This is a genomic window from Rhodopseudomonas sp. RCAM05734 (assembly GCF_052658035.1).
This window is the reverse complement of sequence record NZ_CP199742.1, coordinates 4,398,036-4,424,749: the sequence shown is the minus strand read 5'-3', so window position 1 is coordinate 4,424,749 and position 26,714 is coordinate 4,398,036. Positions and strand designations below refer to the sequence as shown.

The window sequence follows — 26,714 nt, the reverse complement described above, 5'->3', positions numbered from 1 at the left end:
GGACACAAAACTCGGCTCGGTCAATCCGGACGCGTTCGGTCGGCCCGTTTCAGGCGCACCGTGATGAGGATGCCCCTCGACGCGAGGTACGCACAGCATTTAGGCTATCCCGCAATCCGCATAGGCGGTCTCGACTTCGGCCTCCGAATTCCCGACAACGACGCGTTGGTCTATCACCCGCCACGCGTTTGAGCCGTCAGCCGTTTCCTTGATGTGTCACGGCGTCGCCGAACCGGTGAGATTTTTGTAATCATTGGATCCGCATAAGCTCAGAATCTCTTCTGATCTCATGCTCAAGATATCGATCTGGAACGATATCGTTTATCTGTCCCACACGTGGTGGACTGAAACCGTCATCCATCGCTCTCGAGAGTAACCTGCCAATCGCCATCCTGAACTCATCTGTATTTTTTATGTTTCTGTGACTCCAATAGCCATCACCCTCCGGTGACACAAGACTACACTGAGCCGCTGCATTCTGGGGCAACGAACCTGACAACCTCACAAACAGCACCCAGCCGCTTGGCCATTGCATTTCCAGTCCCGATTCATAACTTATGATAGGTTTTCTCATTTTCTTGACATCACAACAAAAAGCCCTCGTCTAGACAACCACTAAAGGGAAGGCCTTTCCATGCATGACACCAGCGGTCTCCACCTGTGCTAAGCGTTAGGAAAGAAAGTTTTAGACACGGGACCCCGCTTCCCGAACACGAAGTAGTCACCTTAAAAAAGGCGTATGGTAGATTTTCCCGACCGCAATTTCGATCTGCGGGAGACGCCCTGACAATAAATTATAAATTGATGGGGCGCTGGCTTGCTTGTGATTGCAGAAACGTTAACGGCAGGCCTCCGCTGCTATTTCCGGTGTCAGGCGGCGGCATTCAGCGAGAAGATAGGGGTGACGGCGTTGAACACGCTGAGACCTGCGAATTCTCGAGGGATGCCGCCTCGCAGATCGAGCTCAATCATTCTTATCGATCCTCAAGAAATCCAGGAAATAGACTGCGCTTCCGACTGGCGCTCCCGTTCGTGCGGGCGGAGCCGCGTCAACCCCGTACAATCAATCGGGTATCGACCAATCGAAGTCGACCAGGATTGGCAAGACTATTATGCGAACTGATGGTGGCGGCTGGTTTGGACAAGATCCAGAAGCACGAAGGGCCGACATGGGACCTTGCTGCTCAATTGGCTGCGATTCGGGCGGCCGCCGCCAAAGTGGACATCGCAGACAACGTTGCGCTCGATGGTTGGCTTGCTTTGTCGCTCGGCGAGCTTCAAACCTTAAAGGCAAGGCTAGCTGTTGAGACAAAGGACTGGGGCGGCGCCAGACCTCATGGGATCTTTATATCGACGTTTAATCGGATCGAGAATGGGAGGCTGATTCCACAGCGCTCGGACATTCCGCCTATTGAGATTCAAGGCACGCTTTCGATTTTCGGCGAAATCGATTCGGGAGACAGGCCGCCATACTTGGTGATTGGATTGGTGACAAAAGATGCGCCTGAGTCTGGTGCTTCATCAATTGTTCGCGCTTACGCGCACCCATGCGTGCGGTGGGATCGTCTTACGTTATTGGACAGCGGACTTGAGAGGGCTTCCCTCCAAGAAATTCTGAATTGTAGAGATTGGCTCTTCAACAAGTTTATGATTTCAATGCTTATCGAAAAGCCCCTTTTTGACATGGGGACCGAAGAGGCAGACGTATCAAGGGGCCCCTGCCTTCCTGACTTCGTGCTCCGCGCCAGCGGAACAGGCGTTCGACATTCTACCATCGTCGTCGAAACGATGGGGTATGCGGACCAGATTTACCGAGAAAGAAAGAGAAAGTTGCGCGTTGCATTTGAGGGTATAGATCGACACCCCGAAGGGACTCCGACACCAGTCATTGAGCATGATCGATTTAGAACTGAGTTTCTTGAGGATCCAGATGAACGCCTATGGAAAGATATCAGATGGGCAGTCACCAGCCTCAGGGCGCGATAGCTAAATATTAAGCCGTTACCCTGTTCATCGGAGATCCTGGGTCTTCACCTTTGTATTGTCTAAGTGCAGGTCAGGAATGTAGATATCTCGCGTCCGAAGGCCTTTCGGCGGAAGGCTTCTCGGATCGGCTGTGAATAAGCACCGAAGTGGGACCCCCAACTCGAATGATCGCAGTGCTTTGATGTAGCACGGGGAAATTCGTTCTGGATGGGGTCCGGATCCGTGCCGATCGTGACTCCGTCGTATGCCTACTTCGCCCGCTAGATCAACAGGTTGGACTTCACGGAGCTCGGGGTCCCGCTTCGGTGCTTATTCACAGTCCAGTGGCGCTCGTAATCCCCGCCGATAAATACGATGGGTGAATTGGGCTTATTCTCGTAGGGGACGTATTCGCCCTCCCACCACTTCCGGAAGAAATCTCGCATGGGTGCTCCTGATTCGCGAACAGCACCCATTCTAGCGGGAGGCAGGATGGAAAGGCCGGTTAAGCCCACTATTCACAGGTCGCCCCGCCGAGGCGCTAATTAGAAAGCCCACCCACCCGATGGTGGGTCCGTATCCGGGCTTTCCGATTAGACACGGGCTCAAACAGGCTATGTGTTTGTGGCCTTGAGCGACTTTCCCCGCTCGTAGGTCATCCGATTGTCAAAACCCCTCCACAGGCCCGCTCAAAGCGCCAGGTCAGGTAAGTATAGGATGTCCACCCCGGGACGCTTCCGCGAACAGCCACCTTTCGGCTGCCACAGAACGGGAAATGAGGACTTCCAAAGCACGTCGAACGCGGTGGGGCGACGACTAGGGGCCTAAGCCTTCCACTCCGCGTCTTTCTCGTCATCATCCTGCTTAGCAGCCTCAACCTGCTTCCGGATATGCGTGTGAGCCTCCTTGGCCCAACGACGAAGGGAGCCGATCGGATGGTCAAAGAGCGAACGCAGTGGCTCCTCGTACAAGGCATAGTAGGTCGTCAGAGAGCCAGACCAGCCGAAGGTGTGCATGTTCTGCGTGAGGTAGCGGCGCACATCATCTCGGTCACCAAATTCATTCAGAAGTCGGCTCATCGATGGATGAAATGCCCGCTCCGCATCCTCGGCACGGCTGGCCAGAGCCGGGAAAACGCGTGCCAAGAACGCAGGACCAGTTTCTGGATTCGCGTGCGCCCATGCAAAGAGAACATCCTCCGGGACAGAAAGAATCGCTGGATTCTTGGGGTCGGCGAAAGAAAGGCCGTCACCAAGGGCATGCTCAATCCGCCAAGCGGTGGCGCGGTCTTGAAGGATGGCGTTTCCGAACGGCGTCCACGTGACAGAAGCGAACTCTTTCATCATGATCGGGAGCAGCGGCTTAATGAGGTCGCGCGCATTACCATCGGGATCGGATGCAAGGTACACCGCCAGGCTAGAAGCTGCGGCACGCGCATCTGCGTGCTCCAGCCCTTTGCCTAGCAACCAGCCGACGATCCTTTCGAAGTGGTGAGCATCCATGTGCGAGCCCGGCCGCTTAGGCCGCCTGCCCACGTTCTGAACGGCGATCATCACCTGTGGCCGCAGTTCGTTCAGGCGATCAAGCGCATCATGCACAAACATGCCCATGATATCGAGGCCAATCGAATAGCCTACGCCATCCATTGTGAGCAGCTGATCGAACAATGGTGAGGCTGACGGCGGGTCTAGTTTGGCGAGAACTCCGCCCATACTCCAGTGCGACATCGCGCCTGGCTTAAGGATGCCTGTCTTGAGACCGGCGCACACCAAGCGCACGTCGTCCGCGGTAATGCCAATCATCAGGCAGACGAACGGCAGCGTGTCCGCGAAATCGACCGACTGAACAGCTTCGTGCTTGAACTTCGCCACCGCATCTGGGTAGCGAGATTCCAGCCCGGCATAGTAACCAGACAAAAGTCCATAGTTTCGGTCTCCGTGGGGTATCGACAAGTAGGCAGACTTGATCGGCTCCTCCCATGACATCGAATCGACTGCCATCTCGGCAATCGCCTTGCCGAATTGAACCGACATGCGCTGCTGACCGATCGAGAGGTCCGAGAGTACTGCGTGTAAGGCTTCCGGCTGCGCGAGCATATCTCGAGCCAGATCGCGGATGGCTTCGACCTGCCGCTTTTCGCGCTGGGAGAACGAGAGCTTCTCACCCACTGGATAGTCCCAAGGCATTTCAGTCACAAGAAAACGAACGCGACTGAAAGCATCTTGCGGGGACAGATCGGCCATGAGCTTACGGACACGCGCCTCCTCGCCTGCCCTCAGCCCGCTGAGGTCATACTGGATGACGTCGCCCAATGCGTTGAGTGCCGTTGGCCAATACGGGTGCGCAGTCCTGACCTTCGCCACCCAGCGCTCAATCTGGTCAATCTGCCTCCCTTGGATGTATGCGCGAAACTGCTGAGGGAAGCCGTCTCGAGCCTGGGCCCCGACTGCATCGTCGCGAAGGCTGATATCGACGAGCCGATCGACGCAGGGGATGATATAATCCCACGCTTCCTGCCACGTCTTTGGCTGCCACGGGATCAATTGCGGTCGGCTGCCGTGGGTCTCGGGGCCAACGAGGCGCGCGCTTGAATGCAAACTCGACGCTTCCAGCAGCGCATCCACGACCAATGGCATCTGCGCCGGATCGTCGTCATGGATCAGCTCATCAAGCAATCGTCGACGAGGTTCCGCCGGGGCAGTCGTGTTTGCGCCGAAGACTGGAAAAAGCGCCTTGAACTGACCTACCGAGTTATTTCCCCAGCTTTCATTTTCAGCCACTGCGAGTTTCAGAAGAAGCAGTGCCCCGCGCTCGAATGTGTCGTTGAGGAAGCAAGCGTTTTCCAGTGCGTGAACAAGGCTCCGGCGGAGGTCACCTTCGATGCGCTTCATCTCATCGAGCGTCAGAGGATTCAACAGCCGCTCAATGAGAGTGACCACCGCATCCGCGTCGATCTCGGACATTGCGTTCAGGACGTCGGGATTACCCTCGCGGCTAAGGGCTTCCAGCGAGGCAAACGGACCACCCAGGCGCATTACGTGCCGCGCGACCTGGGGCCCGATCGCCTCAGTATTGAGAAATGTGAGCTGACGAGCCAGGTTCCGGCGCAGTCGGTCGGGTAGATCGCCCGCCAGCACCTGATCCCACGTGTGCTGCCCCCAATGCCGCCACTGCCGTTCAGCAAGCTTGAGGGCAAGCGACTTGGGCTGAAGGCTTGCCAAGCGGCCGTGCTGCTGCACGACGCCGCGTTGTTGCAGATCGGCCAGTGCGGCGCGGAGATCTTCCGGCGAACGACCACGCGCGTATTTGGCGACGTGTGGAAGATCGTCCAGTTCGCCGCTGGTGCCCAGAAGCCGGAACGTTCCGAGCAACATACCCGCGTCTTTCAGCAAGGCTTGATCGAACGGCTTACGGCCGAGCAGAATTCGGTCGATGAGATCGTCGTCTGTGGCAGCGGCGATCGGAATGTCCTTCAGCCACGCTTGCCCAAGCAAGATCGCCATCTGAGGATAACCGCGGGCAAAATTCAGCAGTCGGCGATAGTCTTCACTCGGCAAATCGGGGGCAATCTGCTTGATCATACCTTCCACGACCGAATCCGCGGCCTCTTCAACGAATAACAGCGTGTCGTCGCCCTTGAGTGTGGGTGGCACCTCATGGTCGATGGTCACGAGCGAAACACGACTGCCGGTCCGCTTTACCATGCCGACCAGATCGTGATGGGAATCCAAGGGGCAACGATCAACGACAACGATCGCCCGGAAATTAGAATCCACCAAGCTCTGGACGGCATTCTTGATCGCCACGGATCCGACTTCCGACTCCACCGAGTAGAGGATCAGATCGCACAGACGCACACCCGAGGTTTCTTCCTGTTCCGTCGGTCCCAGTGCCTCGTGCGTAAGCCGCGATTTGCCGACACCGGACAAGCCGACGATGCGTGCGACACCTCTGGGCTTGGTCATGAGCGAACGCAGCTTTTCACGGAAGGCGGGCAGTCGCGGATCGGGAATCCAAGGCGACGCATCGTAGCGACCCGCCCAGTGCGTCCAGTCCTTGAAAGGACCGACGATCCCCGGCTGGGTCTGCTCCAGAACCCAAGCAGCGACGGGCGGCAGAGAATTTACCCATGAGGCAAGCTGGTCGGCATCGCGAAACTGGACCTGTTCCGGAAAGATCTTCATCCCGGCTTTCGCGAGCGCCTTTCGGATGCTTTCGGCCCGTGCTTTGATGAGCTTGTTTTCGTATGATTGCCCGCTCGCCATGATGTAGACGCCGCCCTGCTCGAGGACGTCGCGCACCATCGCCTTCACCTCGCCGCTCGGGGTCAATACATCGCCCCCCGCCTCCGCGGGTCCGATGGCTCCAGCCTTGAGTTGGAATTGCGAAATGCGGTTTGGCAAAAACTTGGTTCGGTCGGGACCGCCTTGCCACTCGATGCGCGCGTCTTCACCACCATCTGCGGCGGTGATGTTGGCAGCCACATGGATGCCGTCCATGGGGAGATCTCCGCTGAAGGCCTCGCCATCGAGGAGCCGACGCATGAGAAGGACGAGTTTGCGCGGGCTGAGCGCAGCGATGTGCTTGCCGGTGACCTCAAACAATCGGGTGTCATCCGATTCCATCGGCGCGACCTTCCCGCCGGACAGCGTGATTATGGCCGAAGGCTTGGCATCCAATAGCCGCAGCAGGTTCGCGATCGCCATGGCGGGCCGGATGGTACCGCTCTCATACTTGGTGAAAGCGCGCGGGCCGCCGCCGAGCAACTCGCCCGCCTCGACTTGCGACAATCCGATTTTCTCACGGATGCGGCGAATTTCCTGCGGCGTGAGCTCTTCTGACGGATTCTGGTCCATACGACACCACAATGGTCACCGAGATAGATTATACACCATTGTGGTCACTTATATGAATTCTCGTTCAAGCGCAAGATCTATACCTACCGCTGCATGGCAGCCGCTTCGCTGCATCAAGGCGGCGGCGACCCCGAACGACCGTTTATGGATACCCGTCCCTATCGCGACTCCCCGTTCTGATCCGGATGGCCAAGTGCCAGTGACCGACCGGCCGCAGTGCGGTCACAGCCACCATCGAAGCGAACCTGCTCGCGGATCCCCCCATCCGGGACGGACCTTGACGCGTTGGTCTCCGCGGCGAAGTCGAGCATCTCCTTGAAATGATGGAGAATAGTAGACGGGTAGCGAAGGGAGGCTCATCGTACGGCGTCATGGTAAGTCGCGGGCAATAGCCGCAGGCTGTCGATGTGCGGACCCGCGGTGCGTCGCTGGCTATGAAGCGCGGCAAGTCGGTGGATTTCACCGGCTACTGGCAACGGCAGGTTAGCGCCTAAGCAGTCCAATTCTGTCGTTGTCAGCATCAATCGCCTTGGGCTGCAAGTTCTCGCTAACGACGCCGTAGCGGGAAGTTCACTTTAAGTTCTTGCCCGATCGATAAAGGGCCTTGTACAAGCCGATTGTTTGTGTCATATAGGTTCCATGACCACCAACCCAACGCTCTCAGATGTGAAGGCCCGCTTGGCAGAGATTGCCGAGGAACGGGAGGGGATCGCGCGACGCGAAACTGCTTTGGCAGCGGAGGCAAACGAGCTGTCGATCGCCGCCCATGTGCTGGAGCGCATGGCCACCAGAAGCGGGCCAGTAGACGACAAGACTGCGGGATCTTCACAGCATGGTTCTCAGTCTGCACCAAAAGTAGTGTCGCCGCCGCCAACTGAAAAAGAACAGTGGGAAAAGTTTAAGCTTTCTCGAGGGATCACGGGCAAAGAATCAACCGACAGCCTAATTTTGCTGTGCTTGAAGTCGGTCAGCTACCCTTGGCAAACCTCAGCTGACCTTCAAAAATGGGTTTCCATATTGAAGGGCCGCGAGGTCCCTATGTCCACGATGTCGCCAACGCTTTCCAACATGAAAGGCTCCGGCCTGATCATTCGGGATGGGCTTAAAGTGGCGCTGGCAGAACGTGCGGGAAATTTTGAAACACAGAAGCCGGAGTTGGCTTTGAATAGCTAAAAGAAATCGGGCCAAGGAGATCATGAGTCTCCAAGGCCCGTATCTGGTGGGTGGTGCCCACTAACCCGCCCTTTGACCGAGGGTAAATAGGAAGGCAGGTGGTGCGTAGTGCGGAAAAACCGCGCGTTATAGGGTTAGCGGCAGGCTCGGCTTTGGGATCTCACCACCCCAACGTCGGGCCTGTTGCAGTTATTAATATGGGGGAAATTTTGCCCATAGTCAATAGGGGCGCCGGGATTCGACTAGTGATTCCAGCATCTTATGAAGTTCTATTATTCAAAGACTAAACGAATACAAGGCTTTATATGGTGGCACCTCCTAATCGGAGCGCCCATCTGGCGGTTAACCGATCCCCCATCTTCACCACCCGCTGCCGCTCCCGCAGATAGGACAGGTTCGCCCGCACCCGCCGTTGCAGCGCGTGCACTGCTTCCTCGCCATACCCCCTTAGTGGCGACGATGACGGCGGCAATCTCAGGGTGTCAATCGGCATCGGATCGGGACCACTCCAGATAGGGGTCAAAGTTCGGAGCCGATGCACTACGCCGAGCCGAGCGCTCCGAGCTTACGATTGTGTACTACGCCGTAAGGGCATTGAATCGGCAGCCGAGCGCTTGCAGCGATACAGTGGCTTTGTCCTGCTGACTGGGGTCGAAATGGAGCTACGCCGCTACGCCGGCTTCGGCGGCGCCTGCTGCGATCAAGGCTCAGATCGGCCGGCAGTCTGACGGATACGACGAGCGCTCTTGCAATGGAGCACGTGCGGGCAGCAATCGAAACGCTTGAGACCGCACGCTCGCGAGATCGGTCCCGGAGGATCGAATTTATCTACATCTGTTTGGAAAGAATGCCGAACTTGTCGCGCGGGGCTTGCCTCAGGGTTCGGTGCTCGTGGACTTTGTTGCTCCTCTCCGGATGCTTACGTTGCAACCTCTACCCGCCTGCGGCTGCTTGATACTCGCTCAGAAACTGAGACCAGCTTCGCTCTTTGGCGAACTGCAGATCCCCATAGTATTTTGATATGCCCAGGCCCGCCGGGGGAAAATAGATAGAGACCCCCCCGCACCCAGCGACGGTCTTGCCAAAATGGCCCTCGGTAATGATCAAGCCACCCGGCTTCAACGCCCTGGCCACTTTTCTTGCAGCCGCTTTCACGCCTCCGTCCACAGCCGACTCTTCCAGCTTCGTGCAAAACGTCAGAAGGTCCACCAGATTCATCTTGAACCGTGCGCCGCCAAGGTGCGCTCTCTGAATCATCGGCCACCCGGTCTGCAACTGTGGACGCAAAGCCGCCACTAGCGCATCGAGTGTATCCGCAAAATTTCCGAGTTCATCGCTCTTCAGCGCAGACTGCGTGACCGGCCACAGCTCTGGACTCCCGCCATGGCGTGAGATGTAACTGCTGACGATAGTCTTGGCCAAATCGGTTGCATGCGCATCAGCATCGTTTACGAGAAAACTCAGGATTGAATCGTAGGACCAGCCGGCGCCCGGCTCCAGCTCCTCTGAGCCGACAATCACGCCAACATCATTTGCCACCTGATAGGCCACTTCTAGATCGTTCATCAAGCACGCATCCATGCCTAGCAGATCGATTCGATGACCCATTGCACTTGTTGCACTGCTTAAAACGGAGCCGAGTTCCAAGGTATCGAGCGAGTGCCCGGTTTCGTCGTCCGCAAGCACGGCTCTTGCATGGGACGTGGGAGCGGCGAGCACGGTCGCCAAGGTGGTAGAAAAAAACACTCGACCGAGGGAAGAGTTCGCCAGAACTTTCGCTTCGCCTCTTGTCAGGGCTGCCGCATTAAACTGCACTTTCTTGTAAAGCTGGTCCATATCGTCGGGACTCCAGCCGGAGCCGTGACTCCACAGAATAACCGCATATCGGGCGGCGGGAGCCGTTTGAACGCCCCAGCGAATAAAATCTATCACTGTCTGTGGATGGCCGGAATCGACGGAACCGAGGTTTTCCAAAACGTCTGGCTGACCTTTCTTTCCAATCTGGATACGACGGGCATTGGTCGGAGTGCCCGGCGCGCCCTGCTGCTTTACGAATACGACAACCTTGACGTCGTCGTTGGAGCCGACCTTTCTCATGTCATCAAGGTTCGAACTTGCAAAGTCGGACAAGTCATTGTTGGCGGCCATGTAGACCATGAAAGTCCACTTTGCGGTGCCCATCTGCCCCCCCAAGTCAACGGAACAATTAAAAATCAAGCAATCCGGTATCCGCGGGGCTGACATCCGAAGATCCGAGATCAACATCTTCCGTTGCAGTTACGGCGTTAGCCGGAATGACGTTGTTTTCGAGCAGTGAAAGATCGCCAAACTTCAGTGCCGCGGCCAACGCAATCCGGCGTCTTATTGCGGGCTCCCCAAGACGGGCAATTACTCTGCTCATTATTTCTTCGTCAGAGAGCGCCGCTACGCAAAGAGTACATCGCGTGTCGAACTGATCTCCGAGACGTGATGCAATCTCGCCGCCCAGTTCATACAGAAACGCTGGCCCGAGAGTATGGATCGCCCGCACCAGCCAATTCCGTTCTGCCGCGCCGAGTATTTCGGCAATCGGCATTTTGCCAAGACGACCTAGCTTGAGCCAATCCGTCGAACGATTGCTTCGATACGCCGGCGGTCCGCAGCAAGCGATCACATCTCCGTCAGTTTTCACGACATGTTTCTGAAGCATTGGGCATGAGTCGAACACCTGCCATGGCAAAAGACTGCCGTTTGGTGCAGCCTTTGCTCGCCCGGCTGTGAGGATGGGTTGTCCGGTTATCTCAATCGATGCCGCTTCCGCTGCACCCAAGGAGTGGATCAACCGGACGTTCATATCCTTCACTTCGTGACCCAGCTCATCTACCGAGGCACAGACATTCACGGTGCTGGAGATGTTATGGTTGAGCGCCGCCCGCAACGCATTCACCGCCGCTTCAAAGGGCAGAAATTCTTCATGGTATCGGTCCACACTCACAACCAGATGGTCGACAGGAACCAGCGACAACATCTTGGTTGCCTTCGGAAGCGTGTGCGCCCAGGATGCGCTCGTCACCACACGAAACCGACATTCGTGTCGGCGGGCAATTCCCGCCAGATAAACAAGCGCCTTGGGATAGAGGAACGGCTCTCCGCCGGTAGCCACGACCGTGTCAAGACCCGCCAGGCCGGCCCCGTCGTTCAGCCACTGCTCCAGCTCATCGGAAGCGCGTTCGCGGCGCCAAGGACCGGAGTCGACTATGCAGTGCGCACATTCAAGCGGGCACCGGGTTGTTATCTCAAATCCAAGCTCTCTAGTGAACGGCATGGGATTGCCGGGTAGCCATCCATTGCCAGTGCTCTCCGAGAAGCCGGCATGTTGCCAGTGCCCGGCTCAGCAGGACGGTCCTGTCTATCGAGGGATGGTAGGCAAGTGCGCGCGCTGTTTCCGAGTGCGCAACGTCCGCCTCGGCATGAGCGAGGAACCCCTGAGCCACATCCAGGCTCAAACCGAACGTCGAAACAAGTCGCGAAATGTCTTCTTCACTGGGGGGATACCCCTCCATAACTAGAATGTGACCGAACAGGGCCGACACAGGATCCGGTTCTTGCGTCGCGCTCCACTCGAGGTTGACTAGCTTTCTTAGCGGTGGGCTTTCCTGGCCAGAAGGCGACAGCCCAAGGCGACGTAGGTCATCGAGGAGTAGCTGATCGTGTCCACGTTCCTCCTCACAATGAACCGCCAGTTGCGCCACAAGCGGATGATCCATTCGCGCCGCGTGCACCGCGGTCATGACGGGAACCGTCTCCTTCACGTAAAAATGCGTTTGGTAGAGCAACTCGCAATATGAAACAGGACTCGGATTTTCTGAGCAGTAGTTCGAGAACGCCCGCTGCGCGTTACCCACAAAAAGATCAATCAGATCAAACACCGTCTGAACTCCTTCCAGCAATATCCAATTGAAGTTTCAGCGATGGCTCAGCCAGCATGCCTCTTAGGTCATCCGCTCGTTTGACGTTGCGAACCAATTCCGAACACACATCGCAAATGGTCGCAAACGACCGGCGTTCCCCCAAATCACGACCGCGCTCAAGCGCTCGCATAAATACCCAGCCGGGCCCCAGGTTGCGGATCGCACGCAACAAAGGATCGGTCCGAACCGTGTCCCGTGCAGTCGCGAAGTCTGTGTCACCCATGTAGCCGAGCCTTAATGCATGCGGCACTCCCGTCACTATGAGGTTTGTCTCCTGTGCCTGGCAGCACGCACTTATTGACCCATCGGCTGTAACTGCAGGCGTACCAATCATCGGACATAACCCCATTGGGAGGGGCTCGGTGGCGGGGTAGCACCCTATCCCCTCCGGCTGCGCGCGACCGACTGGCTGGAAATAGGTGACCCGGATTGAAATCTCGTGCCAGAAGCCACCAAGAGCGGTGGCGACGGTGGAACGGTAAGGGTCATCGTCCTGGTCCAACGTCAGCAATAGATTGACCGCAATGCGATGACGAGTGGCGGCCTCGATTGCATTTCGCACATTCGCGAGCGGAACGAACTTTTCGTGATACCGATCAGCGCTGACAGAGAGGAGCGTGATGGGAGGCAACGAGTCCAAGACCTTACTCGCTGCCGTTACCGTGGGAGCCCAATGGGCGGCAGTAATAACGTAGGCTCGCAGACCGACCTCCTGGCAAACGGCAAGCGCACGATGCAGTGCCCGGCGTGCTACAAATGGTTCCCCGCCTGTTAGGCAAACTACTTCGGCATCCGGCAGCGCCGCGAAGCTTCGGATTCCTCTTTCAATGACGTCCGCCGAAAGTGCTTCGCGGCGCTTTGGTCCAGAGTTCACACAGCAATGATCACATTCCAGCGGACAGGCAAGGGTCAGCTGAATAAAGAGAGTTCTATAGAATCCGAAGTGGAGTTGTTCGTACTCATCAAAGGAGAGGGACTGTTCCACGTTGGGCGCAACACTGCCGATTTGGTCCAACGAGTGGTCCATAGCAACATACCCACCAATGGTTCATCTATGCGTTGCTATTTACCAAATTGCTCCCGCCCAGACGCCTCTGGTCGACTGATGAGCAGATTTTATTTTCGTCTCTATGTCTCTCAGCGCTGAGAGTTCGGCAGGAGTAATCGAAAGCAAGAGGTCTTTTTCCTGCTGCGAGAGCGGATCGGCATAGTTCGATATTGCCTGCTGAATTGTCTGATTTTTTGAAATCGCAATACTAAGAACTTCACGAATATTGGCTTCTTGAACCGCTGCTGCTGCCATAACACTTTTCTCCTTGCTGAGAATGTTAGGTACCAAAGCACGCAATGAAAACGGATCGAATTCTAACAACTGCATTTTCACCAAATGTGATTTTGGTGTCAAGCTAAAATTGCATCAATCCTTTACACGCGTCACAGTTGTTCTTCTTGGTGAGAGAGGTGGCCCCGGAAATCTGCACAGGACGATAAGTGGAATTTCTGCCTTAAAGCGGCAGATCCTCGACGCCATGCTCACCATTGCTGCGGGCATCGTCATTGGCGAAATCAGCAACGGCGCACAAGAAGACAGGGAGGGCGCGCCGTAAGTGCCGACATCCCAGCCAAAGCCGATGGCTTAGTCACCTTAAAAGTGGTAGCGGTCGGCTTCGCCGGCCTGAGCCGGCAGGTTGCCCTCCGGATTTTGGGTCCCAAAAGCCCCCCTACCTGCGCGCGCTACAACCGGTGGGTCGATCGCATCAAAGACTCCCTCCGGTGAAGCTTTCAATTACACGACCGTTCTGCAGCTAGCAGGCGTGGACGACGAGTACTCACCCAAAGCACGGCTACTGCGAGCCGATGTGCTGGCCCAGCAGGGTCAGCACATCGGCAGCTGCAGCGGATTTAAAGGCGGTGCTACGATCGGCGCGCGTTGATGATCAGATTGCGGCCGAGGCGCGGCGACTACTGGAGCAATCTGACGCGTCACGATGAGCACGGGAAGTCGTGGCTACCTCCAGCGGACGGCGAGAGATCTTGTGTAACACAAGTAGGAGCGCGGCACACTGACGCTGATCTGCGATGGCGGAGCGCGCTTCACGACGTGAGCAGGCCGGTTGCAGATAAAAGCCAGCGTATTTAGTGTCCACTTCCACTCACGCTGATAGAATCCCCATGCCCATCGGGCCAGGTTAGCCGTCCAATGGCGCTCATCGGCGCCGCCAACGAAAAACACGGCGGCGTTCGGATCATTCTCGTAGGGGACATATTGGCCCTCCCACCACCTCCGGAAGATTTCTCGCATGGGTGCTCCTGATTCGCGAACAGGATCCATTTTAGCTGCAGGTAGATTGGAAAGGGTGGTTACGATTTTAGGTTCAAAGACCGCCAGAGAAGTCACGAGCGCGCTCGCTATGGTCCTCAAACCACTAGGGAGAGATTAAGGGAACATCTGTCCGATAAGTTCAACGATCTCGGAGGCAGCCACCTCCAAACCTAATTGGACGGATAGCTCCCCGAGACGCGCACCCCACCTTTTCAGTTTTCCAGGATCTGGCGTTGGCTTCTTGGCCTCTTCCAATAAGGTGTCCGCGATATCCTTAAATCCTTCTTTGTGCTGAGGAAGGAGCTTCGCAAATTCGGATGACGCCAAGGCTTTGGCAATGGCATCGATCAACTGTTGATGGTTTTCGACAAACGCTTTCTGCGAGAAGTTACCGACCCCGATCTGCTGAATTCCGTTTCCCGTCTGGTTGGCTACGATATTTACCACAGCGTCTTTCTTCAAGCGCTCGCTCCCTTGCATGCCATGTGAGAAATCATCCAGAGCCTGTTCTCGCAATCGGTCCAACTTGGTCCGAACCTTGTGAAGATGGTTTGCCGTTGCATCTCCCAGGCTGAGCCGATCTGCTTTTTCTGAGATCTCCGACATGATGGTGTGTTGCACGCGTCCAGCAAAATTCTTGAGATAAGCCAAAGCTTCTGGCTCATGGCCGCCTGTAAACTCAAATGTAAACTTCGACGCGTCAGAGATGGTCGTTTTTAGGATGTTGACCGCTATATCTTCAAAGGCAATGAGGGTTGCACCACTCTGGAGCCTTCCGGCTGCAGCGTGCTTGTTCTGTAGCGCTTTGACTTCACGCGTCACAGATTCGTAAATGTCAGGCAATCGGTTATCGAGAGAACGTCCAAGGTAGGCAGGATCAAACACCATCATATCCCCAAAGTAAAAGCGCCCCGAAAGGCGCCATTCTAACCAACTACCACGTATATGCTACCTGGCGCTGCCGGATACTAACTGTTCCCGGACATGATCCTATTTTTGATTCCTGAGCTACGGGGGGGGCAGTTGGACGCCGACGGGGGTCAACATTCTCGGAGCCGATGCTCACTCTGCGTGCGGATCCTAGAAAACTCCTGTCAGAAACTCTTTCGCTGTCTGAAGAGGCCTAGCGCGTATTATCATTCACAAAGAAGACGTGGGTCGGGTGTTTGGCTCTCGCCATATTCTCAATATCGTTCAGGTTCAGCGGGTCCCCGGAAATCTCGCGGGCCGCAATAGTTGCTTTCAACTGCTCAAGCTCGGCCCCGTGCGCGTTCGCATAGTCGGCAGGCTTGAATGTCATTTGCGATGTAGCGGAAAAAATGCAATTGGTCCCACAAGGAACCCCAGGCGCCAGCTTGTCCCAGTGCGGTCCGAAGACATACACCGCGTAGTACATGAGCTTGGCCCGGATGATTTCGACATTACCGACCACCATCGCGGAAAAGAACATGCGCGCAGTGGACTGCCAGGTCCGGACCATGTGGGCGTTATTGGTGTAATGATCGTGCATGACAGCGGCGGGGAGGTAGGCCTTTTCCCAGGGGCCGCCAATGATCGGCTGAAATAATCCCGGGATTGATGCGCCGTCGGTGACATCCCCGGCGCCCGCCTTCCAGACCTGTGCGTTGCCGTCCACGTACAGCAGATCGGCGGCCAACAGCTTGGTATTGCCAGAAGGGTCAGCTGGATTTGGGGAGAGTTGAAGCTCGCCGATAAAACAGTTCTTGCATTGGGGTGGGTTGGTGACTTCCGCGGCAACAGCGGGATCGGACAACATAGCAATTATCATTGGTAGCAGAACGTAACAGAAAGTGCCGTTCGGGCTTGATGCCATGGTGATCTCGCTGACAGACCTTCGGGAACACAATTTATGATTGCAATCGAATCCGCGCCCGTCAAGACGATTTTCATGCGAACGGAGAGGCCACACGCCTGCAGATGCTTTAGGCGGGGTGCGCGACAGTCCAATTGCCTGGCGCTGCTGTTTGGCCCATGCGCTCGATCGTCATCGTGGTGGCGCTTGGCCTGATTTCCATCACAGTGTCAGGGACATCGAGCGGCACGGGTGGGGCAACCTTGTAAGCCGATCTGGGTCAAATGGCGTGCCTATTCACAACCGGGCGTCTGGGCTGCGTGTGTGGGTGGCTGGACCTATCCCCGGGAGAAGGACGATCCTCTCTTCAAAGGCGCGGCGACGGCATCTATGGGGCGAAAGATCTATGCTATTAAGACGCCAGAAGAATTCAGAGAGCCTACCCTATACGACTTGCCGCCCCTCACCGCATGACGCGAGCTTATTTGACTGGTTTTGCCACCGGCGACTTCATAAGTTTTGCGACCAATGCGTCCGCCTGCAACACCTCTGGCGATGATCCGATTGATTTCAAGATGATAGACTTTTTGATCGAAATCGCCCTCTTTACAAAATTATTGTAGTTATCCCCATCGCCATCATCGTCGAATTGGGAGAACGCGAACAATCGAGCCAGATTCGAGAACAGCGGGCTATTACTAGCGCGTTCGGAATACAGAACTTTGAGCTGTTCCATATGTTGCTTGAGCGTAATTTCTTCGGAAGTGGAATACCTGGTATCGATGCGCCGATTGATGATTTTTTGTAGCTCGTCATGCGTGGCTTCGGATGTTTGGCCTGCGCGCCGTACATAAACGGCTGGAGCTTTAATACCATCGCCCTCGCGAAGAGAAACAATAGGTATATGTTCGGAGCTGAACTCGACGAACATGACCTGGAATTTTTTGCCGATCAGTGTCGGGTACTCTGAAGCCTCGAAGTGAAAGTCGTGCACATCAATTCGCCCCATCATTTCGGCAGGTAGGTATCCTTTGATCCCATCGAAAATATTTGCCTTGTCGATGATAGAGGCCATTCCGATGGGCTCTAGCGTCCCCTCCGGCGTTTCCTGAATTCCAACAATGATGCAACCGTTACCGGTGTTTGCAAAACCCAATATCTGCTTTGCTAGTGCCGAATGCTTCGGCCACTCCTGTTTGAAATCAAGGAATTCTGTTTCACCTGAATGATCTTTGAGAATCCCACGAAATTTGTCTCGCGTGGGTTCTTCAAAGAACTTGGCAAAAGCTTCCTTCTGTCCCCTGGGAGATGCCATCGGTTCCTGATCTGCGTTTGCGTGATGGAAAAAGGTCCCGCTTGTCTGAACAGATTTCCCGCGTCGATAAGTGGACCTCTCCCGGGGTTAGGCCGCCATGCGGATGGGTACCGAGTTGAAGTAAGCTACATCCCAGGTTCGGGCCATGAGAACAAAAAGTGAAACATGAGTCAAGCAGCCGAGGGAGGAGCCTTGAGTTTGATTTCCCACTCCCGCTTAATGACTAGATTGCCCTCAATCTTCGTTTCAATAAACCAAACGAATTTCACGCCAGCCCCTGCCTGAGTAGACGCGGATGTCGAAGTCCCGCACGTCACGGTCCGCCCTTCGAAGAACCGTCCCCGCTCTTGCTGCATACAAGAGTAAAGACCGACATCGACCACGAAGGACTTTCCGCAATTGACCCTGTTCTTCTCATGGATATTGCGGGTCCAACTGTTACCAACAATATTCTTGCGCGATGTCTCGTACGAAGCGTTTCCGAAGAAGTCGACGGAGACCTTTTTGGTGACGGTCTCTGTCCCAGTCACCTCTAGCGACACCTTCATAGTTGGCCTGCCAGCTCGAGCTGGTCCGTAGCGTGAAGCTACCCGGCTCAACTCGCATTTGATGGATGAATCGATTGTGTCGAGATCGTATTTGTAGACCGTTTCCTGTGCATGTGCGTATGCCGCCCAAAACAAGCAAACTACCAGAGCAATAACAAAACGAGGCATCAGCTCCCCCAAGCCCAAGTTAGACGTCCAAATACAACCTAAATGCGATCAGTCCGCAAGTAGTTGCTGCGTCTAAGTTTAGGGAAATGCGACCGAAAAGCTTTCTTCGCTCCAGCACCCCTGCTCCAATGGCCAACTTCACGTCGGCAATGAAGGCGGCTTTAAAGCCAAGCTGGCGTACTTGGGCTTCCAGTTCTTCGCGCCGAGCATCTTTCGATGCGTTAAAGGCGGCAAAGATCGCTGGGAAGGCCTCAGTCTGGGCATCCAATGAAAGGGCTTTGAAGTCGGTTATGATCTTTGACATGCTGCCTCCAATAGACGGCAGCCTACGCCCGACGCGCACCCCATCTGGCCAAGTGGCGACGTACTCGTTCGCAGCCCATTTGCTGCCCTGAGGTCACGTTTGCGCGGCGCAATCCAACCAGCTTGCTCGGCAATGTGAAGGTGCGCGATAACTGCGCGCTCCGATAGTGAGCACATGCGCGACAGGCGGGCTTGGCTTGGAAACATGGGCTCGCCCATATCGTTCAGGTGGCTTGCGAGGCCTGCAGGATGATTTTGGTTGTGGCCCCCAAGGGCGACTCCCATATGGCTTGCCGCCAGCTCCAGACGCGGCTCATTAGTCCTCGTCCTGCTCATCTGTATTGAAGGTGTATTGGGTTCGAACCGAGACCTCGACATCTTGGCTGCAATCACCGCATGTGACGGTGTGTTGGTCATCACTACCGTAAAGGTGATACCACTCGTTACGGTCAACGCTCTGCAGCTTTCCGCAGTGGGGACAGCGAGGTTCTTTAGTCCCCCAGAATTCAAGTGATGATTTTGCGGCCTTAAGCGCGCGTAGCTTATCCACGTCTCCAGTCTTTCATTGTTTCCGCCAGTCGCAGTTTCGGCGGAGCCACACCGACTGGAATGCGGCTCCTTGGAAACAGAGTGCGGGCGCAAATCGTATACTTCAACGGCTTCGCTTAAATAAAAATCACGCCTTGCCACGTGCTCTCAAATCTTCAAGCTGGTCATTCAGATTTGTGAACTTGATTGCCATGTTGGCCGCCCCCAACGGGAATATCCACCCGGCATTGCCTGCGAAAATCATAGATAGCGTTTCAGCCGATGTTGCGGAGCCATAGCTTGCGAAGTCCCAGCCCTCTGGAATCCACGAGAGGCACGCAAGCGCGCCGTGGTAAATGCAGATGCCCGTGCCGATGTAAACCGGAATGAATATCAAGCCCTGCCAGCCACCATACGAACTGTACCTCAATGGCTCTCGAAACATCTCGGGCCTGAAATACACAGCCCAGTAAAAGAAGACATTGCAGGCGCCGATACCAAGGTAAGCGAGCGCAATCACGGCATACAGAAGATATTGCAAGGTCGAGCCCCCCAGGTTCGATTCGACTTTACGACATCGCACCATCGGCGCAAGATTCCCGCTCTACCCGACATCTCAACCTTTCTATCGGCGGTGCGATTCATCCCTGAACAGCGGCTAGGCACGCTGGAACGGCGAGGGATTAAGAAGCCGTTTTGAGAGCCTGTGACCCGCAATGTGCCGCGGAGAATCTTTTCCCGGAGGCCGTATGCCGTTCCGAAACTGGTTCATCTGCTGCACGCAGTGGACAACTACCACCCGTGAGACATCGAACTCACCATGCCCTATGTGCGAGAAAGTCTGCGAGCCATGGGCAAGTGAGGACACTGACACCGACAAGTACAGGGCCGACAACGGAATAAGCGGCCCCGTCCAACTCACCCTCTTCTGAACCCTACCGCCCCGTGGCGCCTCTCGCGCCAGCGGGAAAGCGTGTCCACGGTTGGCCAGCGAAGGAGCCAACATGAGCACTGGACACTCAATGCACTTCCAGATGGTCGAACACCCCTGGTCGGGCGGCGTCATCATCTTCGACGACGGCCAAACTAAGCTGCACAAACATCGGCTGCGGCCGGACACACCGGTTCTCGTCCAGGTCGAAGGGCTGCAGCCGTCCGCGGAGCAAATCCTAATGTGCCGGAATCTCTGGCAGGAGCTGTACTCCGCCATCGACTTCCGTGTGGCGTCGTTCTGCCCCGCCATCCTGCCTCACGCCCGCACCATCATGGCGCCCGACATCATGGAGATCCCCGCTTAGGCGGGGTTTTACATGCCCTTGATTTGCCGCGAACAGATGCCATACAAACTAAATCGGATTGCCAAACCTCGTTAAAGTCCCCCGGCGCCAATTCTGCTTGCGGCGCTTATGATTGAACGAGACCACGCTCAGACTGACAAAACAGCTAGCGGCATCCGAGCCTACCTCGCCTTCGATGGAAACAGCAGAACATCGAGGATTCAGCCAACCTGGCTTTGTCAGGTGGTCGTTCCTCGGATTCCCCAAGGCACTCCCACCACAGAGCCAAATTTGACCGAGGGACTCGGGATGTTTGTGCGTATCAAGGACTTCACTATTTTTATCGAGATCGACTTCTACAAAGAAGAACAACCAGTCCACACCAAGCATTCCCGCCATGAAGAAGCCCAACAGGCCATGCGGGACGAAGAACTCCAGGATATGCTCGACGATTACGATTGAGCCACTCCCCCGCTTCGGCGGGGGTTTTTCGTTTAGGGGCGCTGCCCCTCGCCCGTCAAGGCCATCCAAACGTATCCCTACGGGCTGCCCGCGTTCGGAGCCTCCCTTGACCGGCCTACCCCCGCTACTCGCCGCGAGGCAGGGGTGATGCTCGGCATCCCCTTTCCACCATAAGCTAGTTGACCTTTTGCCAATGGTGGCCCGTCACCTTGCCGTAGTGCCACGCATTCTTGGTGCGCAGATTGACGTAAACGGCGTTGCCTTTCATGGGATGTAAGTGCGCAACGATAACGCGCCGTATTCTGGCAGCAGAAACGAATTTTCGAGGAGCCAGCAGCACAGTGGTTTTCGTTTGAAGCGAGGTCAACTTGCCGAGCCTGCCTAAGGCTGCAAGCATTTTTGAAGAATTTGGTGGAACGGGGTTATCCCAAGTAATCACCCAATGCCATTTGTTAACTTCAGATGCGAGCAGCATTACACACCCAGAGTGATGATTCTATAAGCACGAGTGTAATGATTGTATTGACGGTTACAACAGCTTGTGCGCGAAATCTTAGCGCGCCTTTCTTGGTGGCGTGTTGCAGGAGCGCGTCTTTCTGTTGCAAGAACATCGCGCTCCTTCGACGTTTGCAGTTTATTTTCGCACTTCGCTTGTCAGGTAGTTGAACACGGCGCAGGATTCTTTCGCAACAGAAAGAACCAGACGTGGACTACATAGATTTTCTCGACAAACATCCGAACAATCCGACCAATGCCGTTGAGCTTCCCGAGTTCGGATACATCAGCCCCAACCAGTTTTCCGACGAAGAATTCCAGCACCCAGCTATTGAAGAAATGCTGACCGCCGCCGAAGCGACCGCGGCTGCCCAAGAGATTGCAAACCAGCTCAGTCAGCCAGTGAAGGTCGAGTACCGGCACCAGTTCTGCACAGGCCACGGATTTGAGGCCCCTCACCGCTCCCAGGTTTTCAATCCCGGCCAATGGCCCTCACTGTTCGTCGTCAGGCACTTTGAGACTGATCAGGCGCTTCGAGAAGAGAGGCTCTGGCTCATCAGGGTTAGAGTTTAAGCGGCCTGCAGTCGATGCTGCAAGCGACGGTTTGCGATGGTGGCGAGTTTGATGCGTCTGCGTTCTGCGAGGATCGTCTGTGCTCTGCCGAAGTAAACGTCGGCAGGTGTGACGTTTTCGATGCTCTCATGATAGCGGACGTGATTGTAGTGCTCGACAAAGGCTCCAATCTGTCGGTCAAGATCTCCAGGTAAATAGTAGTTTTCCAGCAGAATGCGGTTCTTCAAGGTCTGGTGCCAGCGCTCGATCTTGCCCTGGGTCTGCGGATGATAAGGTGCTCCCCGCACATGACGCATGCCCTTGTCTTCGAGCCAGTCGGCGAGATCGCCTGCAACATAAGACGCGCCGTTGTCGCTGAGCAGTCTCGGCCGGTGCACGACCGTGGCGCTGTCAAGGCCCGATGCCGCCAGCGCCTGGTCCAACGTAGCCGTGACGTCGGAAGCGCACATAGTGGGGCCGAGCCGCCACGCCACGATGTAGCGCGAGAAGTCGTCCAACACCGTCGACAGATAATACCAGCCCCAGCCGGTGATCTTGAGGTAGGTGAAGTCGGTCTGCCAGAGCTGGTTGATCGCGGTGGTCTTTTCTTTGAACTCGTTCGCCGCCTTGATCACCACATAGGCCGGGCTGGTGATCAGGTCATGCGCCTTCAACAGCCGATAGACCGACGCCTCGGAGACGAAGTACTTTTTCTCGTCGGTGAAGCGCACTGCCAGCTCCCTCGGTGACAGTTCGGGAGCCTGCAACGCCAGATCGATGATCTGCCCGCGGACGTCGTCCGGGATGCGATTCCAGACGCGATCCGGTCGGGAGCGATGGTCCGCCAACGCCTCCAGCCCGCCCTCACGGTAACGGTCATACCAGCGATAGAACGTGGCGCGCGGGATGCCGAGCTTGTCCAGCGTGCGCTTGGCGGGCAGATGCGATTGCTCCACCAGCTCGATAATTTCGGCCTTCTCGGATGCGGGATACCTCATGCCTCGTCCTCCCCATCCTCGCTCATATTTTTTTTGAGCAGACGGTTCTCCAGGGTGAGATCGGCAACAACTTCTTTCAGAGCTGTAGCCTCGCGACGAAGATCCTTCACCTCGCCAGGTGTTGCAGCTCGCGCAGTGTCACCGGCCAATCGACGCTTGCCGGCCTCCAGGAACTCCTTGGACCAGCCGTAATACATCGAGGCGGCGATGCCTTCCCGGCGGCAAAGCTCCGAGATGTTCTCCTCACCACGCAGCCCCTCCAGGACGATGCGGATTTTCTCCTCGGCCGAATAATGCCGACGCGTCTGGCGCCGGATGTCCTTCAGCACTTGTTCTGCGGGCGCTTTGCCCGGTCCGGATTTCTGTTTCATCTTCGCTCCTTACGGCTACGATGAACCAGAAATCCTCCCTTCGTGAAGTCCCTCAATTTGTCTCAAGGGTGCTGACGGTGAACACGCGGAAGTTCTCAAGCGAATCACCCTTGGCCTTAACCCAGGCCGGAGGACTTCCACAGCCGGACCACTCGTTCGCGCCATCCCGATACTTTACGAGGCGCTTTGCGCGGACTACAGGAGCGGTTTTAATCGAATGCTGACCAACAAGCGCCGGAAGCCGTTCAGCCTCGCCAGCAGGCTCTCTCTGGCGTTCTGCGACCCTATAGCCGACGACGATATCCGCATTGAGTGATCGCTGATGTCGCGCGCACTGACGGAGGCGGTTCCGATCGGCGATGCGGCCGAAGCTGCAGTCTTCGCAGTATTGGCGACGAGGGCGGGAGACTGAGCAGTCTTAGATGGACAAGAGACCAATCCAGTGGATCGCATCGTCGCGTTGTGCCGACGGTTTCCTCTTTTCGTGGACCGGCTACAGAAGCGGCAGCAAGGCCGAGCGCCCGTCTCGGTCGATGACGAATACGACGTCCAAGATTTGTTGCATGCCATTCTCAAATTGCATTTCGACGACGTGCGGCCTGAGGAGGTGACGCCCAGTTATGCGGGAAACGCTTCGCGCGTCGCTTTTTTTCCTCGCGAACGGATCGTGGTCGAGGCGAAGATGACAAGACCGAATTTGGGACAACGGGATGTAGGCAATCAACTCTTAATCGACGTGGCACGGTACGCACAGTTGCCGACGGTCGATACCCTGATCTGCCTAGTCTTCGATCCGGGTCAAAAATGCGGCAATCCGCGAACGTTGGAAAATGACGTCGAGGCAACCGTCGGGCGCTTGAAAGTGCGAGCCGTCGTGTGTCCGCAAGGACTAAAATTCGCAACGCGTCATCGACCGATTGAATATGAAACCGTGCACTACCGTCAATTACCTTTTCGGCCAAAAATGCGTTCGGCCGCGGCGCGGGATGCAGGAAGGAGATCGTTTAGTTTGGCTTTATGAGCGAGTTGTAGGAGCGAAAGCGCCTCCAACGGCCTCGAACCCTGCACATTGAGTGGGATCGAAAATGCGCACTGAAAATCTTCACCTTGGTTTATGGCTCGATTGAATTTGCGGCGAGAATCATAACCGAGGTCGATGACCGCGGTGCCGGTTTGACCGCCGAAAAGGGATATGATCGCGTTCGTCTTTTTGCCTATCGTTGCTCACCGGCAGCATCAGTCGCTTGGCGAAGCTCGCTGCCGGTCTGCCGCCGAGTGCCAGCCCGAGATGGTGGACGATGCATTCGAGCCGCGCCGTCCGGCGCGACCGGGTCGGGAGAACATCATCCCCGAACCGTTCAGCGAAGATCCGCCGCCGACAATGTGGAACCTCGCAAACGAACCGTCGCGTGATCACCCGGAGGCACATTTGCTTGCCCGCACATGGCAAATCCGCGACTTGTCTGTCGTATCGACTATGGATTCGGCGTGATCTCGCCCCGCACAATGGGCACTCCGCCATGCCGTCTTCGGATCGGACGGCTAAAATAATCGAGTCAGATGAATCGCTTACGCTCCCGATCACCAACCCACTCGGCACAAGCGAAGAAATTCGAATACCGGCTTGCATGGCGCTGATTCCCCGTTGGAGAACCGCAAGTTCGGCAGAAAAATCATCAGATGTGAGTCAGACCCACGCTTCGGCGCTGATTTACAAACGCGTCTACACAACCCGGGATCTGGCCCGGGCCGACGTCTTCGACTACATTGAGGCATTCTACAATCGAACCCGCCGTCACAGCCATCTGGGCGGCGTCAGTCCCGAGGCGTTCGAATGCGCCGCGGCGTGAGGCTGGGATTTGTCCACAAGACCGGAAGCAGTCCAATTGTAACATCGCGTCGCACTTTCACGTTCACGCTCATTGCACACCTATTGCGCAACCAGTCGGTCTCGCTCCTCAGCCGTCAGTTTGTCCTTCTGGCTCTCCGACAACTGCCCCATTCCAACGAACTGCACCGAGCCCGAAGCATCGTAACCCCGCGCCCGCTCGCCGCGGGACCGGCGATCCTCCTCGTCAATCTTACGCTCCTCTCCGCCATTACCTCCGCCATAGCCCAGCACTTCGACGATGATCACCGAGGGCTGCGCATTGCCGCTGCCCTGGTTCGGCGTCGGCGTCTGCTGCGTCGCCGCGGTGGCGTTCGAGGTCGCAAGCGCGGCGCTGATGCTGGGCGCCTGCACGGTGGGAATGCCCGTGGACTTGCCCTGCACCTGGATGTTGGCGGCATTCAGGATCTGTACGGCCGCGAGGTTGACATTGCCGGAGACGCGGATGCCCGCTTCGCCGGCGTCGATAGCACCCAGCGGTGCGATCAGATCGATGTCGCCCGGTGGCACCTCGGGGATTGGATTGAGCGTGGCAATGCCGGCACCGGACGACGGCACCTGCGGCGCCAAAGTGACATTGCCGTAGAGATCGTAAGTGCGCTTCGGCGGTGTGTAGAGCACAGTCGTCTTCGAACCGCGTCCGGCGTTGATATCGCCTTCCGCCGACCAGGCGAGGATGTCACCGCCGAACGTCGTCATGATGCGCGACAGGCCGAGCAGAATGCTGCCTTTGCTGTAGAGCTGGATGTCGCCGGATCCTTGCGTGACCAGACCCGCCGATGCCGGCGGCACCTGCCCCTCGACACCGATCACCTGACTGCCGCCGGGAGTCAGCATCTGAATGCTTCCACCGAACAGCGTGCGCACGCCGGCGCCGCCGAACATGGTGATGTCGCCGTCGTAGTCGTTGCCCGGGAACAGCGTGGCGATCACGGCACGGCCGCGCAGATAGGAGTTGAAGCGACTGCTGCTCGGGTCGTTGTACTCGCGGCCGCCTTCCCGCAGCTCTGCGAAATAGACCGTTCGCAGGAAGATGCGCTGCTGCTCCGGCTTCAGGGCGTTGAAATAGGCCAGAGCCTGCTCGACCTTGCCCGCGAAACCGTGACGTTCCTTCAGCCAGTCCGCCAACTCCTTCTCGTAAGTTCTGGCGACCTTGCCGTTCTGGTCGGCGAGCGGCACGCCTGTCACCGCGAGATTGGCGGGATCGAGATAGAGCGCCGCGAGCTTCGCATAGTCCGGCCCCGAAGCGCCGACGCCGGCCTGCAGGAGGATGCTGGCGCCGGGGCGGCTGTCGCCGGGACTGTAGGCGCCGAGCGAGGTGACGCTGGCGCGGTCCTCCATCCGGATGTTGCGCCCGGCGCTGATCTCCAGCGTGCCGGGACCTGCGATGTTGAAGCTGGAATAGATGATGTCGCGGCCGGCCGAGATGATCGATACATCGGATTCGGCGGTATGAACAATCAGGTTGCTCTTCGTCTGGCCCGTGTTGCTGGAACCAGTGACAGCGACTCCAGACTCGCCGAGATTGTGGCCGCTGTTGACGATGTCGCGCCCGGCCTTCATCCAGACCGCGCCGCCCGCGCTGTAAAAGGTCTTCCCCGCGAGCTCGCCATAGAAACCGGTCTGCAACTCGCCGGTCATCAGGCCGACGATGTCGCCGCCCAGCGCATAGAAGCGCGCCGGATCCAGAGAATATAGGCCCGAGGCGGTATTCGCCCCGAAGGCGAAC

The 26,714-nt window shown here is 56.6% G+C and carries 22 protein-coding genes and 2 pseudogenes; 7 read left to right on the top strand and 17 right to left on the bottom strand.

The genetic code is table 11. From position 1 onward, the window contains the following. Window positions 1–1,137: 1,137 nt before the first annotated feature. Window positions 1,138–1,986, top strand: coding sequence for a hypothetical protein (locus ACUXVA_RS20860; protein ID WP_445487872.1), 849 nt, complete (start codon window positions 1,138–1,140; stop codon window positions 1,984–1,986). 803 nt (window positions 1,987–2,789) lie between these two features. On the opposite strand, the gene ACUXVA_RS20855 is transcribed toward ACUXVA_RS20860, so the two are convergent. Continuing rightward, entirely contained in the window at window positions 2,790–6,821 is a 4,032-nt protein-coding gene (locus ACUXVA_RS20855) for a type II TA system antitoxin MqsA family protein (RefSeq protein WP_445487870.1), read from the bottom strand. Window positions 6,822–7,460: 639 nt separating this feature from the next. Here ACUXVA_RS20855 and ACUXVA_RS20850 point away from each other — a divergent pair. Continuing rightward, the gene (locus ACUXVA_RS20850) at window positions 7,461–7,994 is read left to right on the top strand and encodes a hypothetical protein (protein ID WP_445487868.1); all 534 of its coding nucleotides are present in this window, start codon (window positions 7,461–7,463) and stop codon (window positions 7,992–7,994) included. Between the two features lie 933 nt (window positions 7,995–8,927). On the opposite strand, the gene ACUXVA_RS20845 is transcribed toward ACUXVA_RS20850, so the two are convergent. From ACUXVA_RS20845 to ACUXVA_RS20790, 12 genes are all read right to left on the bottom strand, one after another. Continuing rightward, window positions 8,928–10,175 carry a clostripain-related cysteine peptidase gene (locus tag ACUXVA_RS20845; RefSeq protein WP_445487866.1) on the bottom strand — a complete coding sequence of 416 codons (1,248 nt, stop codon included), beginning with the start codon at window positions 10,173–10,175 and terminating at the stop codon, window positions 8,928–8,930. 25 nt (window positions 10,176–10,200) lie between these two features. Then, window positions 10,201–11,298 (bottom strand): radical SAM protein, encoded by a 1,098-nt coding sequence (locus ACUXVA_RS20840; protein WP_445487864.1) that lies wholly within the window; start codon window positions 11,296–11,298, stop codon window positions 10,201–10,203. Further along, the gene (locus ACUXVA_RS20835) at window positions 11,285–11,902 is read right to left on the bottom strand and encodes an iron-containing redox enzyme family protein (RefSeq protein WP_445487862.1); all 618 of its coding nucleotides are present in this window, start codon (window positions 11,900–11,902) and stop codon (window positions 11,285–11,287) included. Before ACUXVA_RS20835 ends, ACUXVA_RS20840 begins: the two co-directional genes overlap by 14 nt. Beyond that, window positions 11,895–12,959 carry a radical SAM protein gene (locus tag ACUXVA_RS20830; protein ID WP_445487860.1) on the bottom strand — a complete coding sequence of 355 codons (1,065 nt, stop codon included), beginning with the start codon at window positions 12,957–12,959 and terminating at the stop codon, window positions 11,895–11,897. The genes ACUXVA_RS20835 and ACUXVA_RS20830 overlap by 8 nt, the downstream gene beginning before the upstream one ends. Window positions 12,960–13,010: 51 nt before the next feature. Next, window positions 13,011–13,328 carry a hypothetical protein gene (locus ACUXVA_RS20825; protein ID WP_445487858.1) on the bottom strand — a complete coding sequence of 106 codons (318 nt, stop codon included), beginning with the start codon at window positions 13,326–13,328 and terminating at the stop codon, window positions 13,011–13,013. A gap of 1,053 nt (window positions 13,329–14,381) precedes the next feature. After that, window positions 14,382–15,152 carry a hypothetical protein gene (locus tag ACUXVA_RS20820; protein WP_445487856.1) on the bottom strand — a complete coding sequence of 257 codons (771 nt, stop codon included), beginning with the start codon at window positions 15,150–15,152 and terminating at the stop codon, window positions 14,382–14,384. 238 nt (window positions 15,153–15,390) lie between these two features. Continuing rightward, complete coding sequence (locus ACUXVA_RS20815) at window positions 15,391–16,044, bottom strand: DUF1353 domain-containing protein (RefSeq protein WP_445487854.1); 654 nt, start codon at window positions 16,042–16,044, stop codon at window positions 15,391–15,393. Window positions 16,045–16,561: 517 nt separating this feature from the next. Continuing rightward, a complete protein-coding gene (locus ACUXVA_RS20810; protein ID WP_445487852.1) occupies window positions 16,562–17,395 on the bottom strand; it encodes an AlbA family DNA-binding domain-containing protein in 834 nt (277 codons plus the stop codon). A 170-nt stretch (window positions 17,396–17,565) separates the two neighbouring features. After that, the gene (locus tag ACUXVA_RS20805; protein WP_445487850.1) at window positions 17,566–18,111 is read right to left on the bottom strand and encodes a hypothetical protein; all 546 of its coding nucleotides are present in this window, start codon (window positions 18,109–18,111) and stop codon (window positions 17,566–17,568) included. A 19-nt stretch (window positions 18,112–18,130) separates the two neighbouring features. Continuing rightward, a complete protein-coding gene (locus ACUXVA_RS20800) occupies window positions 18,131–18,415 on the bottom strand; it encodes a hypothetical protein (protein ID WP_445487848.1) in 285 nt (94 codons plus the stop codon). Further along, a complete protein-coding gene (locus ACUXVA_RS20795) occupies window positions 18,400–18,699 on the bottom strand; it encodes a helix-turn-helix domain-containing protein (RefSeq protein WP_445493321.1) in 300 nt (99 codons plus the stop codon). Before ACUXVA_RS20795 ends, ACUXVA_RS20800 begins: the two co-directional genes overlap by 16 nt. 391 nt (window positions 18,700–19,090) lie before the next feature. Further along, the gene (locus tag ACUXVA_RS20790) at window positions 19,091–19,483 is read right to left on the bottom strand and encodes a hypothetical protein (RefSeq protein ID WP_445487846.1); all 393 of its coding nucleotides are present in this window, start codon (window positions 19,481–19,483) and stop codon (window positions 19,091–19,093) included. A gap of 463 nt (window positions 19,484–19,946) precedes the next feature. On the opposite strand from ACUXVA_RS20790, the gene ACUXVA_RS20785 reads away from it, so the two are divergent. Further along, complete coding sequence (locus ACUXVA_RS20785; RefSeq protein ID WP_445487844.1) at window positions 19,947–20,240, top strand: hypothetical protein; 294 nt, start codon at window positions 19,947–19,949, stop codon at window positions 20,238–20,240. A gap of 270 nt (window positions 20,241–20,510) precedes the next feature. Then, entirely contained in the window at window positions 20,511–20,681 is a 171-nt protein-coding gene (locus tag ACUXVA_RS20780) for a hypothetical protein (RefSeq protein ID WP_445487842.1), read from the top strand. Window positions 20,682–20,856: 175 nt separating this feature from the next. On the opposite strand, the gene ACUXVA_RS20775 is transcribed toward ACUXVA_RS20780, so the two are convergent. After that, window positions 20,857–21,156 (bottom strand): hypothetical protein, encoded by a 300-nt coding sequence (locus ACUXVA_RS20775; protein ID WP_445487840.1) that lies wholly within the window; start codon window positions 21,154–21,156, stop codon window positions 20,857–20,859. A gap of 230 nt (window positions 21,157–21,386) precedes the next feature. Here ACUXVA_RS20775 and ACUXVA_RS20770 point away from each other — a divergent pair, with 230 nt between their 5' ends. Then, window positions 21,387–21,749, top strand: a complete 363-nt coding sequence (locus ACUXVA_RS20770) for a hypothetical protein (protein WP_445487838.1) — start codon at window positions 21,387–21,389, stop codon at window positions 21,747–21,749. Here ACUXVA_RS20770 and ACUXVA_RS20765 read toward each other — a convergent pair. Further along, window positions 21,746–23,097 (bottom strand): IS3 family transposase gene (locus ACUXVA_RS20765; protein WP_445487836.1). Its coding sequence is split into 2 segments (ribosomal slippage): window positions 21,746–22,761 and window positions 22,761–23,097, totalling 1,353 coding nucleotides; the frame shifts between segments, so codons are not numbered across the junction. The two genes, ACUXVA_RS20770 and ACUXVA_RS20765, sit on opposite strands and share 4 nt — an antisense overlap. 442 nt (window positions 23,098–23,539) lie before the next feature. On the opposite strand from ACUXVA_RS20765, the gene ACUXVA_RS20760 reads away from it, so the two are divergent. Continuing rightward, complete coding sequence (locus ACUXVA_RS20760; RefSeq protein ID WP_445487834.1) at window positions 23,540–24,118, top strand: PD-(D/E)XK nuclease domain-containing protein; 579 nt, start codon at window positions 23,540–23,542, stop codon at window positions 24,116–24,118. Between the two features lie 195 nt (window positions 24,119–24,313). Here ACUXVA_RS20760 and ACUXVA_RS20755 read toward each other — a convergent pair. Next, a pseudogene (locus ACUXVA_RS20755) lies at window positions 24,314–24,727 on the bottom strand (transposase family protein); the annotation flags it as partial. A 79-nt stretch (window positions 24,728–24,806) separates the two neighbouring features. On the opposite strand from ACUXVA_RS20755, the pseudogene ACUXVA_RS20750 reads away from it, so the two are divergent. Beyond that, window positions 24,807–24,947: pseudogene (locus tag ACUXVA_RS20750) on the top strand (IS3 family transposase); the annotation flags it as partial. Window positions 24,948–25,027: 80 nt separating this feature from the next. Here ACUXVA_RS20750 and ACUXVA_RS20745 read toward each other — a convergent pair. After that, window positions 25,028–25,684, bottom strand: coding sequence for a filamentous hemagglutinin family protein (locus ACUXVA_RS20745; RefSeq protein ID WP_445493320.1), 657 nt, complete (start codon window positions 25,682–25,684; stop codon window positions 25,028–25,030). Between the last annotated feature and the right edge of the window lie 1,030 nt (window positions 25,685–26,714).

Excerpts from the sequence above, each read along its gene's own strand:
- ACUXVA_RS20855 (WP_445487870.1), bottom strand. The coding sequence starts at position 6,821 with ATGGACCAGAATCCGTCAGAAGAGCTCACGCCGCAGGAAATTCGCCGC.
- ACUXVA_RS20850 (WP_445487868.1), top strand. The coding sequence starts at position 7,461 with ATGACCACCAACCCAACGCTCTCAGATGTGAAGGCCCGCTTGGCAGAG.
- ACUXVA_RS20845 (WP_445487866.1), bottom strand. The coding sequence starts at position 10,175 with ATGGGCACCGCAAAGTGGACTTTCATGGTCTACATGGCCGCCAACAAT.
- ACUXVA_RS20840 (WP_445487864.1), bottom strand. The coding sequence starts at position 11,298 with ATGCCGTTCACTAGAGAGCTTGGATTTGAGATAACAACCCGGTGCCCG.
- ACUXVA_RS20815 (WP_445487854.1), bottom strand. The coding sequence starts at position 16,044 with ATGTTGTCCGATCCCGCTGTTGCCGCGGAAGTCACCAACCCACCCCAA.
- ACUXVA_RS20810 (WP_445487852.1), bottom strand. The coding sequence starts at position 17,395 with ATGGCATCTCCCAGGGGACAGAAGGAAGCTTTTGCCAAGTTCTTTGAA.
- ACUXVA_RS20805 (WP_445487850.1), bottom strand. The coding sequence starts at position 18,111 with ATGCCTCGTTTTGTTATTGCTCTGGTAGTTTGCTTGTTTTGGGCGGCA.
- ACUXVA_RS20800 (WP_445487848.1), bottom strand. The coding sequence starts at position 18,415 with ATGTCAAAGATCATAACCGACTTCAAAGCCCTTTCATTGGATGCCCAG.
- ACUXVA_RS20795 (WP_445493321.1), bottom strand. The coding sequence starts at position 18,699 with ATGGGAGTCGCCCTTGGGGGCCACAACCAAAATCATCCTGCAGGCCTC.
- ACUXVA_RS20785 (WP_445487844.1), top strand. The coding sequence starts at position 19,947 with ATGAGCACTGGACACTCAATGCACTTCCAGATGGTCGAACACCCCTGG.
- ACUXVA_RS20775 (WP_445487840.1), bottom strand. The coding sequence starts at position 21,156 with ATGCTGCTCGCATCTGAAGTTAACAAATGGCATTGGGTGATTACTTGG.
- ACUXVA_RS20745 (WP_445493320.1), bottom strand. The coding sequence starts at position 25,684 with ATGACGACGTTCGGCGGTGACATCCTCGCCTGGTCGGCGGAAGGCGAT.